This is a genomic window from Devosia honganensis, assembly GCF_042648785.1.
GTDB classification, from domain to species: domain Bacteria; phylum Pseudomonadota; class Alphaproteobacteria; order Rhizobiales; family Devosiaceae; genus Devosia; species Devosia honganensis.
In genome coordinates this window covers 82,211-98,798 of the sequence record NZ_JBHRYD010000013.1, presented here as the reverse complement: position 1 = coordinate 98,798, position 16,588 = coordinate 82,211, and the positions used below count along the sequence as shown (strand labels likewise).

Genomic DNA, 16,588 nt, shown 5'->3' with positions numbered 1-16,588 from the left:
TGTCAATCCCCGAACCGCCGGTCCGCCTCGTCGGAAAAGGCGCGCATGATCTCTTCCTGCTTGGCGGCGAATGCCGGTTCCGCCACGGCGGCGACCAGCGGATTGGAAAACTTGAAGTCGATTTCGAAGCGGACGCGGGTGCCCTGCCCCTCCGGCTCGAAGCTCCAGATGCTATCCAGATAGGCGAAGGGACCGTCCACCGCCTTGACGCGGATGGTTCGTTGCTGGCGATCAAGCGTCACCCGGCTGGTATAGGACTGGGTGATCGGCCCAAAACCGATGGTCATGCGTGCCAGCCGGATATCCGCGTCGCCGGCCGCCGGGTCCGGCCGCACATTCATCGCCTGGCAATTGGGGATGAAGCGGGGATAATCCGGCAGATCGGCGACGATGTTGAACATCCGCTCGGGCAGATGCGGCACGTGCCGTTCGTAGAAGCGCTTCATTCAGTATCCGAGCCTTGCCTGGCGGTTGGCCTTGAGGCGGGCGAAATCCTCCCCGGCATGGTGCGAGGAGCGCGTCAGCGGGCTGGAGGAAACCAGCAGGAACCCCTTGGCGGTCGCCACGGTGGCGAAGGACTTGAACTCTTCGGGCGTGACGAAGCGTTGCAAGGGATAGTGCTTCTTCGTGGGCTGCAGATATTGCCCGATGGTGAGGAAATCGACATCGGCCGAGCGCAAATCGTCCATCAGTTGCAGAACCTCGTTCCGCTCCTCGCCCAGCCCGACCATGATGCCGGACTTGGTGAAGATCGAGGGATCGATCTCCTTCACCCGCTGCAACAGCCGAATGGAATGGAAATAGCGGGCGCCAGGCCGCACCTTGAGATATTTCGAGGGGACGGTTTCAAGGTTGTGGTTGAAGACGTCGGGCCGGGCCGCCACGACGATCTCGAGCGCACCGTCCTTACGCAGGAAATCCGGCGTCAGCACCTCGATCGTGGTGCGGGGATTGCGGGCGCGGATGGCGAATATCACGTCAGCGAAATGCCGGGCGCCGCCATCGGCCAGATCGTCCCGGTCCACCGAGGTGATGACGACATGTTCGAGGCCGAGCTTTTCCACGGCGATGGCGACATTTTCCGGCTCGCGCGGATCAAGCGGCCCGGGCATGCCGGTGCGGACGTTGCAGAAGGCGCAGGCGCGGGTGCAGATCTCGCCCATGATCATCATGGTCGCGTGCTTCTTGCTCCAGCATTCCCCGATATTGGGGCAGCCGGCTTCCTCGCACACCGTGACGAGATTGTTCTCGCGCACGATTTTCCGGGTTTCGTTATAGACCGGCGAGCCGGGGGCCTTGACGCGGATCCAGTCCGGCTTGCGCAGCACGACGCTGTCCGGCCGGTTGACCTTTTCCGGGTGGCGCGGACGAGCCGCAGAAGTATCGATGAGCGTGACCATGTCAGTCCTGACTGGGCGAGATGCCCGTTATATCGCTCCCTTGTGCCGCCGGTTCAACCCGGCCTTCGAAGAGCAGCCTGCCGCTACCCCATGACCTCGGTCATTTCGACCCAGTCGCCGCCGCGAGACGCCGACAGGATCGTCGCCTGAACCAGTGCGAGCGAGCCGAGATTATCCTCCCCGGAACTGAAGCCGACCGGGACAACGCCGGTTTCCAATACCTGCGCGATCGTCGACAGCGTGCCGGTGCGGTCGGGAAACGCCACCGGATCCAGCTTTTTCCTGTCCGCCTTGCCCTCGAGCGGCAACAGTGCCAGCCGGTCCGGCCCCTGTTTGTTGCGGAAATGGTCGCGCGAGCTCCAGATGATCTCTCCCTCGGCGCCATCCATCACCCACTCGCCGGCCCAGGGCGTCACCGGCCCCGAACTTACCCAACTCGCCCTGTAGGAGAGCACGGTACCCTTGCTGAACTCGATGGTCGCCACGCCGGAGGGATCGAAGCGGAAGGGACTGCCGGGAGGATTCCAGGTGCGGCAGGTCAGTCGCCTGGGTTCGTCGCCCAGAACGAAGCGCATCAGGTCGAAATGGTGGATCGACATATCCGCCAGCAGCGGGTCGGGCATGTCCCAATACCGATACCCCTGGCTGGGGCCGTGGCGCCGGAAATCCAACGAGACCATGTTGAGCGGCCCGAAAGTACCATCGGCGATGAGTTGCGCTGCCAGGATCGGCGCCGGCTGGTGCCGGTAATTCTGGCTGACCATCAGCACCCGGCCCTGCGCCTTGGCCAGGGCCACCAGCTCCTTGCCTTGGGCGATGGTGGTGGTGAAGGGCTTTTCGACGATCACGTGGTAACCCAGTTCGAGGCACCGCTTGACCACCGGATAATGCGCCTCGGTACGCAGCGTGCAGATGGCGAGGACCGCATCGGTATGCCGGGCGGCATCCTCGAGGCTGGAAAAGCACAGTTTCGGATCGACGCCCAGCTCGGCCTGCGCCCGCTGCGTCGTCTCGGGATTGGTATCCACATAGCCGACCATCTGAACTGTGGGAACTTTGGGGATAACGTCCTTGGTCCAGCTAAATCCCCAATGTCCCAGCCCGATCTGAATTGCCTTGACCATGTGGATAAGCCTCCTGGTTCCGAGTGCTCGGCGGACCTCGCCGGAAGGCGGGCGCACGGTCCATGGCCCTTTTGCGCCCGACTCTCCGGAGCGATCAGATGTTCAGCGCGCGCCCATAGGCGTCGAGCACGCTTTCCTTCATCGTTTCGGACAGGGTCGGATGCGGGAAGACGGTATGGATGAGTTCTTCTTCGGTGGTTTCGAGATTCATCGCCACGACGAAGCCCTGGATGAGCTCGGTGACTTCCGCACCAATCATGTGCGCGCCCAGAAGTTCCCCGGTCCGGGCATCGAAAATGGTCTTTACCAGACCATCCGGCTCGCCCAGCGCAATGGCCTTGCCATTGCCCACGAAGGGGAACCGTCCCACCTTGATCTCGCGGCCGGCTTCCTTGGCTTTCGCCTCGGTCAGGCCGACGCTGGCCACCTGCGGCTCGCAATAGGTGCAGCCCGGCACCTTGGCCTTGTCGAGCCCGTGCACGTCGAGCCCGGCGATCTTTTCGACCGCGATCACCGCTTCGTGTTCGGCCTTGTGCGCCAGCATGGGCGGGCCGGCCACGTCACCGATGGCCCAGATGCCATTCACGTTGGTCTTGCCATAGGCGTCGATGACGATGGCGCCGCGCTCGGTCTTGACCCCGATCGTCTCCAGCCCCAGGCCCTCGATATTGCACTGCACGCCCACGGCCGAAATTAACTTGTCGCCGGCGATCTGCTGGATCTTTCCGTCCTTGGTCTCGACATGGGCGACGATGCCGTCCTTGGTCTTTTCGACCTTGGCCACCTTGGCATCGGTGATGATCCTGATGCCGCGCTTTTCGAAGCGCTTGCGCGCCAATGCCGAGATTTCCGCGTCCTCGACCGGCAGGATCTGGGGCAGCAGCTCGATCACCGTCACTTCGGCCCCCAGCGAGCGATAGAAGGAGGCGAACTCGATGCCGATGGCGCCTGAGCCCATCACCACCAGCGATTTGGGCATGGTCGCTGGCTTGAGCGCCTCGAAATAAGTCCAGATCCTGTCGCCATCCGGCTCGATGCCGGGCAGGACACGCGGGCGGGCGCCGGTGGCGATGATGATGTTCTTCGCCTTATAGGTGCCCTCGCCCAGCGCATTCTTGGGCACCGGCCCCTGCGGCTCGACGATCTTCTTCCCGGTGGGAGAAACCTTCACTTCGCCGGGCCCGGTGATGGTGGCCTCACCCCAGATGATGTCGACCTTGTTCTTCTTCATCAGGAACTGGACGCCATTGTTCATCTGCGCCGCAATGGCGCGTGAACGCTTGACGATACCGTCGAGGTCGAAGCCGAATTTTTCCGCCGTGAGGCCATAGTCCTTCGCATGGCCCATATGTCCATAGATTTCCGCCGAGCGGAGCAGCGCCTTGGTGGGGATGCAACCCCAGTTGGAGCAGATGCCGGCCATGTGCTCGCGTTCGACGATGGCTACCTTCATGCCTAGTTGCGCGCCGCGAATGGCGGCGACATAGCCGCCGGGGCCGGCGCCGATGACGAGAAGATCGTATTGGTCAGCCATGAGGGCCTCCAGAATAGCGCGGATCAAAGACCCAGCATTTGTTTCACAAGCGGCGCCAGCCCCTCCCCTATGGCACGGGTATTGGCCGGGTCGAGATGTACGCCGTCGCGCGGATCGGCGCTCGCGACGCCGGCGGCGTCGAAAAAGGCGACCCCGGTTTCCTCGGCATGACGGCGATAATGCCGGGCGAAGTCGTGGGATTCCCGCAAGAGATGATCGAGGCCGCCGAAATTGCCCAGCATGATCTCATTGCCGGTTTCGACCACATGAGGCGGAGAGACCAGCAGGATCTGCGGCACGGGTTCGCCAAGGCCGGCAAAATGGCCGCGCGTCAGTTCCACCAGCCGCCGCGCGCCCCTTGCCGCCGCCGCGGCCGAACCGCCAAGGAAGGGCTTCAGGTCATTGGTGCCCAGCATGATGATGACGAGATCGAGTGGCGCATGGCTGGCGAGCAATGTCGACAGGATGCGGGCGCCGTTGCGATCGGCGCCAACCGTCCAGTCGTCATAGGCGGTGGTGCGTCCGCCCAAACCCTCGGCGATCACCCGCGCCTTGCCGTCGAGCCGCCGCTCGAGCGCGCTGGGCCAGCGATCCTCGAAGGCGTGGCGTGCCCCCCCGCCGGGATCGGCGCCATAGGTCAGGCTGTCGCCATAGGCGAGAATGGTTTTCATGCGCCCTGCCCCTAAGCCAGCATCATCACCGGGTTTTCGATCAGCGTCTTGAAGACACCCAGCACTTCGGCGCCCAGCGCGCCATCCACCGAACGGTGGTCGCAGGACAGGGTCGCGGTCATGAACTGGCCGATCTTGATCTGCCCGTTCTCGGGATAGACGCGCTCCTCGCCGGCCCCCACCGCCAGGATCGTGCCGTGCGGCGGGTTGATGACGGCGGCAAAATGCTTGATTCCGAACATGCCCAGATTGGAGACGGAGGAGGAGCCGCCCTGATATTCGTGCGGCGCCAGTTTCTTGTTGCGGGCTCGGGTGGCGAGGTCCTTCACTTCGTCGGAAATCTCGCGCAGGCTCTTGGTATCGCAGCTCTTCACCACCGGGGTGAAGAGGCCGCCGGGCACCGATACGGCGACCGCTACGTCGCTGCGCTCGTGATAGAGGATGGCATCGCCGGCCCAGGTGGCATTAGCGGCGGGGACGCGCTGGAGGGCGACGGCCCAGGCCTTCATGATGAAATCGTTGACCGAGAGCTTGAATTCGGGCTTGCCGTCCTTGCCCTTGGGAGCGGAAGCGTTGATCTGTTCGCGCGCCGCCATCAGCGCATCGATCTTGCAGTCGAGCGTCAGGTAGAAATGCGGAATGGTCTGCTTGCTCTCGGTGAGGCGGGCGGCCACGACCTTGCGCATGCCGTCATTGGGCACGAGCTCGTAGGTGCCCTCCTCATAGAGCGCCAGGACCTGATTCTTGCTCATGCCGGCAGGCGCAGCGGCGCTCGCAGCCGGCGCGGCGGCGGGCTTGAGCGGCGCCTTGCCGGACTTCGCGGCTTCCACATCGGCCTTGATCACCCTGCCCTTGGGACCGGTGCCGGAAATGGCGGCGATATCGATGCCCGATTCCCTGGCGAGGCGGCGAGCGAGCGGCGAGGCGAAAACGCGGCTGCCAGAGGCCCCGGCAGCAGGCGCCTTCGCGACGGCCTCCGCTTCAGATGGAGAGGCGGCCACAGGCTGCGCCGCCGGAGCGGGAGGAGCCGCGTCCTCCTTGGGGGCAGCGGGCGGACTCGCCGGGGCCTTTTCCTCCGCCTTGGAAGCCGGTGCCGCTTCAATGGCGCTGGCATCCTCGCCTTCCTGCAAGAGCACGGCGATGACGGCATTGACCTTCACATTGTCGGTGCCCTCGGCCACGAGAATCTTGCCGATCTTGCCCTCATCGACCGCCTCGACCTCCATCGTGGCCTTGTCGGTCTCGATCTCGGCGATGACGTCGCCGGAGGAAACGCTGTCGCCCTCCTTGACGTGCCACTTGGCGAGCTTGCCTTCCTCCATCGTCGGAGACAGGGCCGGCATGGTGATATTGATGGGCATCCCGGTTCTCCTTACGAGCGATAGGTCACAGCATTGACTGCCGCGATCACTTCATCGACGCTGGGCAAGGCCAGCTTTTCGAGATTGGCGGCGTAGGGCATGGGCACATCCTTGCCGGTAACCCGCAGGACCGGCGCATCCAGATAATCGAATGCCTGTTCCATGACGCGCGAAGCCAGTTCAGCGCCGATGCCGCCCTGGGGCCAGCCCTCCTCCACGGTCACGAGACGCCCGGTTTTCTTCACCGAAGCGATTATCGTGTCGCTGTCCATCGGGCGCAGGGTACGCAGATCGATCAATTCCACGTCGACGCCGGCGGCGACGAGCTTCTCCGTCGCCTGGGTCGCATAGCGCATACCCATGGAGAAGGAGACGATGGTGACATCGGCGCCCTGGCGGGCAATGCGGGCCTTGCCGATGGGCAGCACGAAATCGTCCATCTTGGGAACGAGGCCGGTCGAGCCGTAAAGGATTTCGTTTTCAAGGAACACAACCGGATTGGGCGAGCGGATCGCCGCCTTGAGCAGGCCCTTGGCGTCGGCGGCGCTATAGGGCGCAACCACGGTGAGGCCCGGAATATGACTGTACCAGGCCGAATAGTCCTGGCTGTGCTGGGCGGCGACGCGCGCGGCCGCGCCGTTGGGCCCCCGGAAAACCATGGGTGCCGGCAACTGTCCCCCGGACATGTAAAGCTGCTTGGCTGCCGAATTGATGATCTGGTCGATCGCCTGCATGGCGAAGTTCCAGGTCATGAACTCCACGACCGGCCGCAGGCCGGCAAAGGCCGCGCCAATGGCGAGCCCGGCAAAACCGTGCTCGGTGATCGGGGTATCGATCACGCGCTCGGCGCCGAACTCCTGAAGCAACCCCTGGGTGACCTTGTAGGCGCCCTGATACTCGGCAACTTCCTCGCCGATGATGAAGACGTCCTTGTCGCGGCGCATCTCCTCGGCCATGGCCTCGTTGAGGGCCTGACGCACGGTAAGCTCCACCATTTCGACGCCTTCGGGCAGGTCCGGATCGGCCTGCGGCTCGAATTTCGGCGCGGCAGGAACGGCCTCAGCAGGAGCGGAAGCGGCAGCATTTTCGGCCGGGACGAGAGGGGCCTCGGCCGGCTCGGGCGCCGTCGCGGCGATGGGAGCTGCCGCCGATTCCGCCGTCTCCCCTTCGCCCAGCACCAACGCGATGGGCGTATTGACCTTGACCCCTTCGGTGCCTTCGGCAACCAGAATTTCGCTGACGGTCCCCTCGTCGACCGCCTCGACTTCCATCGTTGCCTTGTCGGTCTCGATTTCGGCCAGCACATCGCCGGGCGCTACCTTGTCACCGACTTTCACCATCCACTTGGAGAGCGTGCCCTCTTCCATGGTCGGCGACAGGGCGGGCATGAGGATTTGGGGCATGTCAGCTCTCCAGCAGGAACGCGCCGGGCGCGGGGGCCACAGGGCGGAGAATGAAAATGTGGGATCGGGCGGCCGTATCGGCAGGCCGGCCACAAGTGTTGAATGCAGGGGCCGCCTTCGCCAGCCGAACCAGAAGTCCGGACAGATTGGAGAAAACCAGGGCGGCGCCACGCAATATGCTCATCGCCGGGCCTTACGCCTCGATGGTGATATCGGTCCAGAGCTCGGACGCGTCCGGTTCGGGATCGTTGGTGGCGAAATCGGCCGCCTCGGTAACGATGGCACGTATTTCGGTCTCGATCTTCTTGAGGTCTTCCTCGGTCACAGTTCCCAGCTCCAGCAGCCGCGCCCTGACCTGCTCGATCGGATCGCGCTCCTGGCGGAACCGGGTGACCTCGTCCTTGCTGCGGTATTTCGCCGGGTCCGACATGGAGTGGCCCCGATAGCGATAGGTCAGCATTTCGAGGATATAGGGGCCCTTGCCAGAGCGCGCCCATTCGATAGCGCGCCGCGAGGCATCAAAGACCATGCGCACGTCCATTCCGTCGACCTGCTCGCCCGGAATGTCGAAGGAGGCGCCGCGGCGCGAGAAATCGGTCGTCGCGGCAGCGCGCTCGATCGAGGTGCCCATGGCGTATTTGTTGTTCTCGATGATGTAGACGACCGGCAGGTTCCAGAGCTTGGCCATGTTGAAGCTCTCATAGACCTGGCCCTGATTGGCCGCGCCGTCGCCGAAATAGGTGATGCTCACCGCACCATCGCCGGTATATTTCGAGGCGAAGGCCAGCCCGGTGCCCAGCGGAACCTGCGCGCCGACAATGCCGTTGCCGCCGTAGAACCGGTGCTCGCTGGAGAACATGTGCATGGAGCCGCCCTTCCCCCTGGAAAGGCCGCCCTGGCGACCGGTCAGCTCAGCCATGACACCCTTGGGATCGAGGCCCATGACCAGCATATGGCCGTGATCGCGATAGCCGGTGATCTGGGCATCCTTGCCCTTTTCCGAGGCCATGGTCACGCCGGTGACCACGGCTTCCTGGCCAATATAGAGATGGCAGAAGCCGCCGATCAGGCCCATCCCGTACATCTGGCCGGCCTTTTCCTCGAAACGGCGGATCAGCAGCATCTCGCGGAAGGCTTCTAGGTCCTGCTCGGGGGTGAACTGGGGGACATTGGGCTGCGTCTTGGCCTTGGTGGCCGTCGCCTTGCGCGCCATTCTACACTCCGCTTGGGTCGGGAAACTTGCCGCTGGCCCGATCAGGCCACTTCACGCATCATACTGCAAGCGTCCAAGCAATAAAATTGCCTAGTTGCGCACCCGAAATCAACTTCAGAGCGTTGAATCTGCTTGAATAATCGAGATTAACTGATCATCGATTAATTCTATGAATTGACCGGAAATTGGTTTACCCGTCTCGGGATTGACCATAACCAGCACATCGTCGGCATTGGCCATGTTCAGCAGCGCCCGGGCCCGCTCGGTCACGATATCGGGGTCGAGATGGCGGGGATTCATCAGCGATACCCGGTGGCGATAGGCGTCGATCCTGGCCTGCAACGCCGAGCTGCGATCCTGCAATACCTCGATGTCGGCGATGATCTGCTCCCGATTCTCGATGCCGAACTGACCCGAGATCGCCGAATAGCCCAGATAGCCCTGAAAGCAGAGCAGCGTCACTGTCAGGGCCAGCGGACGCCAGAATGGTGGACGTTTGAGACGGGTGGACATTATCGGACCGATTGCAGATATCCGACTATGGCTGACAAGGGATTAATGCGGGGTTGAGGAACCGCCGGGCCGCCTCGTCGCGAGCCCGGCAAGAAGTAGGCATCCCTTATCCCTCAGCACCCACCGCCTCATTGGCCGCGATGGCCGCCATGTTGACGATGCCGCGGCTGGTCACCGAGGGCGCCAGGATATGGGCCGGGGCCCGGGTGCCCATGAGGATCGGACCGACGGCCAAGGCGCTGTTCATTTCCTTGAGCAGCGTCATGGACAGGTTCGCCGCATCGAGATCCGGGAAGATCAGCAGGTTCGCCTCCCCGCGCAAGGCGCTGTCGGGAACATAGCGATCCCTCAGCGTCTCGTTGAGCGCCAGATCGCCCTGCATCTCGCCTTCCACAACCAGATCCGGGGCGATGGCCTTCAGCTTAGCGTAGGCGTCGCGCATCTTGAAGGCGCTGTCGCCATCGCGCGAGCCGAAATTGGAATAGCTGAGCAAGGCCGCCTTCACCGGAATATTGAAGCGCTGGAGATGGTCACGCGCCTGCAGGGCAATTGCGACGATCTCGTCGGCACTGGGGTTCTGATTCACATAGGTATCGGTGAGGAAAAACGCGCCTTGCGGCAGGATCAGCATCGACATGGCGGAATAATCGGTCACCCCGTCCCGCACGCCGATGATCGAGCGAATGTCGCGCACATGCTTGATATACCGCCCCTGCAACCCGCACAGCAGCGCATCCGCCTCGCCGCGCTTCACGGCGAGCGCACCGATCACTGTCGTATTGGTGCGTACGATGGTCCGTGCGGTGTCGGGCGTCACCCCCTGACGGCCCACTAAAGAATGGAAGAGGCTTACGTAGTCGCGATAACGGGGATCGTCCTCGGGGTTGATCACCTCGCAATCGACGCCGGGACGGATACCGAGGCCGAAACGTTCGATACGGGCTTCCAGCACGGCGGGCCGACCGATCAGGATGGGCCGTGCGATCCGTTCCTCCAGCAGCACCTGCGCCGCGCGCAATACGCGCTCGTCCTCGCCATCGGCAAAGGCGATGCGCTTGCCCTTGCCCTGCGCCCGGTCGATGATCGGCTTCATCACCAGTCCCGAGCGGAACACGAAGCGGTTGAGTCCGTCGCGATAGGCGTCCCAGTTCTCGATCGGCTTCTTGGCGACGCCCGATTCCATTGCCGCGCGAGCGACGGCCGGGGCGATCCGCAGGATCAGCCGCTGGTCGAAGGGGTTGGGGATGATGTGTTCTGGCCCATAGACGGCCGGGGCGCCCGATGGCGAGACTTCCAGCCCCGGCTCGTGAGCGAGCCGGGCGATGGCGCGCACCGCCGCCAGTTTCATCTCCTCGTTGATCGTCGTTGCATGAACGTCGAGGGCGCCGCGAAAGATGAAGGGAAAACAGAGGACATTGTTGACCTGGTTGGGATAGTCCGAGCGCCCGGTGCACACCATGGCATCGGGCCGAACCTCCTTGGCCAGCTCGGGCATGATTTCCGGGGTCGGGTTGGCCAGGGCGAGAATGAGCGGCTTGGGCGCCATCTTTGCCAGCATTTCCTGCTTCAGCACGCCGGGCGCGGACAGTCCAAGGAAGATATCCGCCCCGTCGAAAACCTCCGCCAGCGTGGTGGCGTCGGTTTCCCGCCGGAACTGAGAACGCCATTTATCGCTCACATCGTCCCGCCTGTGGGTGACGAGGCCATCCTTGTCGGCGACCCAGATATTCTCGTGGCGGGCGCCCAGCCCCACCAGCACGTTGAGGCAGGCTATGGCGGCGGCGCCGGCGCCGGAAACGCAGATCTTTGCCTCCGCGATGGTCTTGCCCGCCAGTTCAAGCCCGTTGAGCACGGCTGCCCCGACGATGATGGCAGTGCCGTGCTGGTCATCATGAAAGACCGGAATCGGCATGCGCTCGCGCAACGCTTCCTCGATCTCGAAGCAGTCCGGTGCCCGGATATCTTCCAGATTGATACCGCCAAAAGTCGGCCAGAGCGGCAGGACGGCATCGATGAATTTTTTGGGGTCGGCCTCGTCGACCTCCAGATCGAACACGTCGATGCCGGCAAATTTCTTGAACAGCACCGCCTTGCCTTCCATGACCGGCTTGCTGGCCAGCGCCCCGATATTGCCGAGGCCGAGGACGGCGGTGCCGTTGGAGATGACGGCCACCAGATTCTGCCGCGAGGTATAGCGCGCGACAGCCTCGGGGGAGTTGGCGATTTCCTCGCAAGGTGCGGCGACGCCGGGCGAATAGGCCAGCGCCAGGTCGCGCTGGTTGCCCAAGGGCTTCAGGGGCTGGATTTCCAGCTTGCCGGGCTTGGGAAATTCATGGAAATGCAGCGCCGCATCCCGCAATGCCTTGCGCTGCTCGTTGATATCAGTCGACACGTTTCTTCTCCCGGCGGCCCAGTCGGCCGCGTTGGTGCCATTAATCCCGGCGATTGGAAAGAGACAAGAAAGATCGAAGTCCGCGTGCAACGTGCCCGCTTCGTCCCCTGTCAGGCGGCCGCCGCAGTTCCGGCGATGTGCGCCGGGCCGGGCGCCGTCGCGTGCAGCGCCAGCGCCAATTCCTTGAACGCGCCGACCTTGAGAGCCGGCGCGAAGATGTAACCCTGGGCATGCAGCACGCCGCGCGAACGCAGATACACCGCCTGCTCCTCGGTTTCGACGCCCTCGGCCACCACTTCGCAATCGAGGTCGCGGGCCATGGCGATCAGCCCGTCCAGCACCGGAACCTGGGTGGTTCCGGGCTTGATCATATCGACGAAAATCCGGTCGATCTTGATGACGTCGACACCCAGCGTGGCAAGATAGGCCAGGTTGGAGTGCCCGGTGCCCGCATCGTCCATGGCCAGCCGCGCGCCCAGCGCATGCAGGCCTGAAATGACGCTGGTGGTGGCCATGGAATTGTTCAGCGGTCGCCTTTCGGTAATCTCGAACACTAATTGCCGGAAGCTTATCGGAGATTGGCCGAAAATGGCCTGCACGTCCTCGACAATTCCCACATCGCGGAAATGTCCCTCGAAGAGATTGATGGAAATCTTGAGGTCCGGAAGCGTCCGGCACAATTCGCTCAGGTCGTTGCGCACCTGTTCCATCAGCGACACGGTCATGGGAATGGCGAGCCCCGTCACTTCCGCATAATCGATGAAAGCGCCGGGCGGAATCACCTGTCCATTGCGCTTCTCCCACCGGCACAGCACTTCGCACCCGACCAGTTCGCCGGTGCGCAGATTGATGACCGGCTGGTAGTAGGGCTTGATCTCGCTGCGCTCGATGGCGCGCTCCAGATCGAAAGCCGGGACACGCGAACGCCGCGCATAATTCAGGCTCGCCAGCAGAAAGGCGCCGCTGGCGATGCAAGCGATGATCGTGAAGGCGAAGTCCAGGTCGGCATATTTCGCTCGCACCATGGCGAAGGGCACGGACAGTTCCACCCTGATGGGAAACTGTCCGGCATAGCCTTGCGCGCTGATGTAGTCCGAATTGGCGACGCGCCTGTCGAACCCCGCCACATCGCCGATGGAGACGATGGAAAGACCGTTGGTGAGCGTCACCCGCATCATGCCGGCATCCCGCATGGTCGCGGCCAGTGCAGCCTCGCTTTGCCCCAGCAGCGGCATAAAGGCGGAGATGCGCCGCGTATCCCCGAAAGTCTGGGTGACCCTGAGCGCCGGCATGGTCATATCCCCCAGCTTCACCACCGACAGGGTCTCGGTCAGTCCCGGCACCGGCAGTGGCTGGGAGAGCGGCGAATAGGAAACGGTGCGGCCATAGGCGTCGCAGTATTGCACGCCATCGAAATTCTCGACCAGAACCTGCTTAAGATTAATGGCGCTCTCTATGGCCGCCTGGGCGTTGGCCACGAAAGTCGGCGTGCAGAGAGAGGGGCTATTCGCGATCACGCCGCGCAACGCCGCCACTCCGTCCGTAATGCTTGCATTTATATGCGAGCCGACATCTTCAACATATTGTTGAGCAATCGCTTTCTCGCGGTGCCGGACATAGGCATCAAGCAGATGGTCCACGGCAATAATGGGAGCGAACGCCAGAATCGCACCCATCAGCACCAGCACGTGGGAAAGGTTCGACTTCACGTCGTGGATCCGCCCCGGGAAAATATCTTCACCCGGATAGCAAGCAAGGGCTTAACGGAGCATTAACGCTGATTAATCGCTGCTAACCATTGGCGGTGTGGAAAGCTGGTCCTCGCCGTTCCCGCCAATGGAAGCCGGTCATTTCTGCACGTTGAGGCGAATGCTGAGCTCGCGCAACTGCTTGGCGCTGGCCTCGCTCGGCGCTCCCATCAACAGGTCTTCGGCCTGCTGGTTCATTGGGAAAGCGGTGATCTCGCGAAGGTTCTGCGCGCCGCACAGCAGCATGACGATCCTGTCGATGCCGAAGGCCGCGCCGCCATGGGGAGGAGCGCCATACTGGAAGGCCCGGTAGAGGCCGCCAAACTGCTCCTCGACCTCCTCACGCGATTTGCCGGTCAACTCAAAGGCCTTCACCATGGTTTCCGGCTCCTGGTTACGGATGGAACCGGAGGCGATCTCGAAGCCGTTGCAGACGGCGTCATACTGATAGGCCTTGAGCGAGAGCGGATCGGCCGAGTCCAATGCGTCGCGCCCGCCCTGCGGCATGGAGAATGGGTTATGTGCGAAATCGATGCGCTTTTCGTCCTCGTTCCACTCGTAGAACGGGAAGTCGACGATCCAGCAGAGAGCGAACTGCTCGGTATCGACCAGATCGAGATCGAAACCCGCCTTGTTTCGTGCCTCACCGGCGAATTTATAGAATTTTTCCGGGCGCCCGCAGACGAAGAACACCGCGTCGCCATCGGCAAGACCGAGTTGCACACGAATGGCTTCGGTGCGTTCCTCGCCGATATTCTTGGCGATGGGACCGGAGCCCTGCCCGTCCTTGAAGAAAATATAGCCCAGGCCCGGCTGGCCTTCGCCCTGGGCCCAGGCATTCATACGGTCGCAGAAGGCACGCGAGCCACCGGTCGGCGCGGGAATGGCCCACACTTCCACCTTGGAATCGGCTTCGATCTGGCCCGCGAACACCTTGAAGCCGGAGCCACGGAAATGATCGGTGACCGCCTGCATCTCGATGGGATTGCGCAAATCGGGCTTGTCCGATCCATATTTGCGGACGGCCTCGTCATAGGGGATGCGCGGCCAGGTTCCGGTCACGCGCTTGCCTTCGGCGAACTGCTCGAAAATACTGGTCATCACCGGCTCGACCGTGTTCCACACGTCTTCCTGAGTGACGAAACTCATCTCCAGGTCAAGCTGATAGAACTCGCCCGGCAGGCGGTCGGCGCGCGGGTCCTCGTCGCGGAAGCACGGCGCCACCTGAAAGTAGCGGTCGAACCCGGCCACCATCAGCAATTGCTTATATTGCTGCGGCGCCTGCGGCAGCGCGAAGAATTTTCCCGGATGGATGCGGCTGGGCACGAGGAAATCGCGCGCACCTTCGGGCGAGGAGGCGGTGAGGATCGGCGTCGAGAACTCGGTGAACCCCGCATCCTCCATGCCCTCGCGCATGGCGGAGATGATTTTGGTACGCTTGAGAATATTGGCGTGCAGTTTTTCGCGGCGAAGATCAAGGAAGCGATAGCGCAGCCGGATATCCTCGGGGTATTCGGCATCGCCGAAGACCGGCAGCGGCAGTTCCCGGGCTTCCGACAGAACCTCGATCTCGCGGATAAACACCTCGATGGCGCCGGTTGCGATATTGGAGTTCACCGCCGCCGCATCCCGCAGCTTCACCTCGCCATCGATACGCAGCACCCATTCGGAACGTACCGTTTCGGCCGTGGAGAAGGCAGCGGAATCGGGATCGATCACGCATTGGGTGATGCCGTAATGGTCGCGCAGGTCGATGAACAGCAGTCCCCCATGGTCGCGAACACGATGCACCCAGCCGCTGAGGCGGACATTATTGCCGGCATCGGCCGCCGTCAGGGCGCCGCAGGTGTGCGAACGGTAGCGATGTAGGGTCATGTCGATGCTCGGAATGCTGGAGAAAAGCCGGAATCTCGGGCGGGAAAAGCGCATTTCCGCCCCTGCTTGTCAAGCGGCGGCGGACAAGGGCATTCTTCGTGCGTCGGCAACAAAAATCCACGGTGGAGCGAAACGGCGCCACCTGCTAGGAAGAATGTTGACGATATTGAGACGGTATTCGGCATGGACCTGATAGTTTCCACAGATGCACTGACCTCGTTCTGCGAACGCGCTACCAAGTTTGAATTCGTGACGGTCGATACCGAGTTTTTACGCGAAACCACCTATTGGCCCCGGCTCTGCCTGATCCAGGTCGCCACCGACGACGAAGCGGTACTCATCGACCCGCTGGCTCCCGATATCAAGCTGGCGCCGTTTTTTGCCCTGCTGGCCGATCCCAACGTCACCAAGGTGTTCCATGCGGCGCGGCAGGACATCGAGATATTCGTCAAGCTGACCGGCGCCGTCCCCCACAATATCTTCGATACCCAGATCGCCGCCAGCGTCTGCGGCTTCGGCGACAGCGCTTCCTATGACAGCCTGGTGCGCAGCATCTGCAAGGTCGAACTCGACAAGTCGTCGCGCTTCACCGACTGGTCGGCCCGTCCGCTGAGCGAGAAGCAGCGCACCTATGCCCTGGCGGACGTCACCTGGCTGCGCGACATCTACCGCGAATTGCGCAAGCAGGTGGAAGCCACCCGCCGCTGGGACTGGGTGGAGGACGAGTTGGCGACCCTCCGCAGCATCGACACCTATGTCGTGCGGCCCGAACAGGCCTGGGAGCGGCTGAAGATGAAATTCAACCGCCCGCGCGACCTGGCGGCGCTCAAGGCGCTGGCGCAGTGGCGCGAACGCCGGGCGCAGGAAACCGACCAGCCGCGCAGCCGCATCCTCAAGGACGACGTCCTGCACGAACTGGCCAGCCAGCGCCCGCTGACTCCCGAGGCGTTCGACAAGCTCCGTGCCATCCCCCGGGGATTTGGGCGCAGCAATGCCGCAGGCGAGATCATCGCCCTGCTCAAGGAGGTGGAAGCACTGCCCAAATCCGCGCTCCCGCCCATGCCGGAGCGTTATCGCGGCCCCTCCCCCAAGGGCGCGGTCGGCGATCTGGTGCGCGTGCTGCTCAAGGCGGTGTCGGAGCAGCATGGCGTCGCCGCCCGCATCATCGCGACCTCTGACGATATCGATGCGCTGGTGCTCGACGACGATGCCGAAGTCCCGGCCCTCAAGGGCTGGCGCCGCAAGCTGTTCGGTGAGAAGGCGCTGGCCATAAAGCATGGCCGCATCGGGCTCGTGGCCACCAGAAAGGGCATCATCGAATTTGCCGTCAATCAGGCCGAGGCCGCCGAATAAC

13 protein-coding genes are annotated in these 16,588 nt (G+C 63.0%); 1 reads left to right on the top strand and 12 read right to left on the bottom strand.

Annotated features, from left to right (window positions below; translation table 11 throughout):
- Nucleotides 1-2: 2 nt before the first annotated feature.
- The 12 genes from ACFOOL_RS13685 to aspS form a co-directional block, all read right to left on the bottom strand.
- Nucleotides 3-446 carry a type II toxin-antitoxin system RatA family toxin gene (locus ACFOOL_RS13685; protein ID WP_380097749.1) on the bottom strand — a complete coding sequence of 148 codons (444 nt, stop codon included), beginning with the start codon at nt 444-446 and terminating at the stop codon, nt 3-5.
- Nucleotides 447-1,400: a lipoyl synthase gene (gene lipA, locus ACFOOL_RS13680; RefSeq protein ID WP_380097748.1), complete on the bottom strand. Its 954-nt coding sequence runs from the start codon at nt 1,398-1,400 to the stop codon at nt 447-449.
- 83 nt (nt 1,401-1,483) lie between these two features.
- On the bottom strand, nt 1,484-2,524 hold the full coding sequence (locus ACFOOL_RS13675) for a Gfo/Idh/MocA family protein (protein ID WP_380097746.1): 1,041 nt from the start codon (nt 2,522-2,524) through the stop codon (nt 1,484-1,486).
- A gap of 94 nt (nt 2,525-2,618) precedes the next feature.
- Nucleotides 2,619-4,058 carry a dihydrolipoyl dehydrogenase gene (lpdA, locus tag ACFOOL_RS13670; protein ID WP_380097744.1) on the bottom strand — a complete coding sequence of 480 codons (1,440 nt, stop codon included), beginning with the start codon at nt 4,056-4,058 and terminating at the stop codon, nt 2,619-2,621.
- 23 nt (nt 4,059-4,081) lie between these two features.
- Nucleotides 4,082-4,729: an SGNH/GDSL hydrolase family protein gene (locus ACFOOL_RS13665; protein ID WP_380097742.1), complete on the bottom strand. Its 648-nt coding sequence runs from the start codon at nt 4,727-4,729 to the stop codon at nt 4,082-4,084.
- Nucleotides 4,730-4,740: 11 nt separating this feature from the next.
- Complete coding sequence (locus ACFOOL_RS13660; protein WP_380097740.1) at nt 4,741-6,090, bottom strand: pyruvate dehydrogenase complex dihydrolipoamide acetyltransferase; 1,350 nt, start codon at nt 6,088-6,090, stop codon at nt 4,741-4,743.
- A gap of 11 nt (nt 6,091-6,101) precedes the next feature.
- A complete protein-coding gene (locus ACFOOL_RS13655; protein ID WP_380097738.1) occupies nt 6,102-7,493 on the bottom strand; it encodes a pyruvate dehydrogenase complex E1 component subunit beta in 1,392 nt (463 codons plus the stop codon).
- A 193-nt stretch (nt 7,494-7,686) separates the two neighbouring features.
- The gene (gene pdhA / locus ACFOOL_RS13650) at nt 7,687-8,706 is read right to left on the bottom strand and encodes a pyruvate dehydrogenase (acetyl-transferring) E1 component subunit alpha (protein ID WP_380097737.1); all 1,020 of its coding nucleotides are present in this window, start codon (nt 8,704-8,706) and stop codon (nt 7,687-7,689) included.
- 114 nt (nt 8,707-8,820) lie between these two features.
- On the bottom strand, nt 8,821-9,219 hold the full coding sequence (locus ACFOOL_RS13645) for an FtsB family cell division protein (protein WP_380097736.1): 399 nt from the start codon (nt 9,217-9,219) through the stop codon (nt 8,821-8,823).
- Between the two features lie 106 nt (nt 9,220-9,325).
- Nucleotides 9,326-11,611 carry an NADP-dependent malic enzyme gene (locus ACFOOL_RS13640; protein ID WP_380097734.1) on the bottom strand — a complete coding sequence of 762 codons (2,286 nt, stop codon included), beginning with the start codon at nt 11,609-11,611 and terminating at the stop codon, nt 9,326-9,328.
- Between the two features lie 110 nt (nt 11,612-11,721).
- Nucleotides 11,722-13,320: an EAL domain-containing protein gene (locus ACFOOL_RS13635; protein WP_380097732.1), complete on the bottom strand. Its 1,599-nt coding sequence runs from the start codon at nt 13,318-13,320 to the stop codon at nt 11,722-11,724.
- Nucleotides 13,321-13,458: 138 nt separating this feature from the next.
- The gene (gene aspS, locus ACFOOL_RS13630; RefSeq protein WP_380097731.1) at nt 13,459-15,234 is read right to left on the bottom strand and encodes an aspartate--tRNA ligase; all 1,776 of its coding nucleotides are present in this window, start codon (nt 15,232-15,234) and stop codon (nt 13,459-13,461) included.
- Between the two features lie 183 nt (nt 15,235-15,417).
- Here aspS and rnd point away from each other — a divergent pair, with 183 nt between their 5' ends.
- On the top strand, nt 15,418-16,587 hold the full coding sequence (gene rnd / locus ACFOOL_RS13625; protein WP_380097729.1) for a ribonuclease D: 1,170 nt from the start codon (nt 15,418-15,420) through the stop codon (nt 16,585-16,587).
- The last annotated feature ends 1 nt before the right edge of the window (nt 16,588 follow it).

Coding starts and splice junctions, on each gene's coding strand:
- lpdA (WP_380097744.1), bottom strand. CDS start 4,058: ATGGCTGACCAATACGATCTTCTCGTCATCGGCGCCGGCCCCGGCGGC.
- ACFOOL_RS13660 (WP_380097740.1), bottom strand. CDS start 6,090: ATGCCCATCAATATCACCATGCCGGCCCTGTCTCCGACGATGGAGGAA.
- ACFOOL_RS13685 (WP_380097749.1), bottom strand. CDS start 446: ATGAAGCGCTTCTACGAACGGCACGTGCCGCATCTGCCCGAGCGGATG.
- ACFOOL_RS13655 (WP_380097738.1), bottom strand. CDS start 7,493: ATGCCCCAAATCCTCATGCCCGCCCTGTCGCCGACCATGGAAGAGGGC.
- lipA (WP_380097748.1), bottom strand. CDS start 1,400: ATGGTCACGCTCATCGATACTTCTGCGGCTCGTCCGCGCCACCCGGAA.
- ACFOOL_RS13665 (WP_380097742.1), bottom strand. CDS start 4,729: ATGAAAACCATTCTCGCCTATGGCGACAGCCTGACCTATGGCGCCGAT.
- ACFOOL_RS13675 (WP_380097746.1), bottom strand. CDS start 2,524: ATGGTCAAGGCAATTCAGATCGGGCTGGGACATTGGGGATTTAGCTGG.
- ACFOOL_RS13645 (WP_380097736.1), bottom strand. CDS start 9,219: ATGTCCACCCGTCTCAAACGTCCACCATTCTGGCGTCCGCTGGCCCTG.
- rnd (WP_380097729.1), top strand. CDS start 15,418: ATGGACCTGATAGTTTCCACAGATGCACTGACCTCGTTCTGCGAACGC.
- aspS (WP_380097731.1), bottom strand. CDS start 15,234: ATGACCCTACATCGCTACCGTTCGCACACCTGCGGCGCCCTGACGGCG.
- pdhA (WP_380097737.1), bottom strand. CDS start 8,706: ATGGCGCGCAAGGCGACGGCCACCAAGGCCAAGACGCAGCCCAATGTC.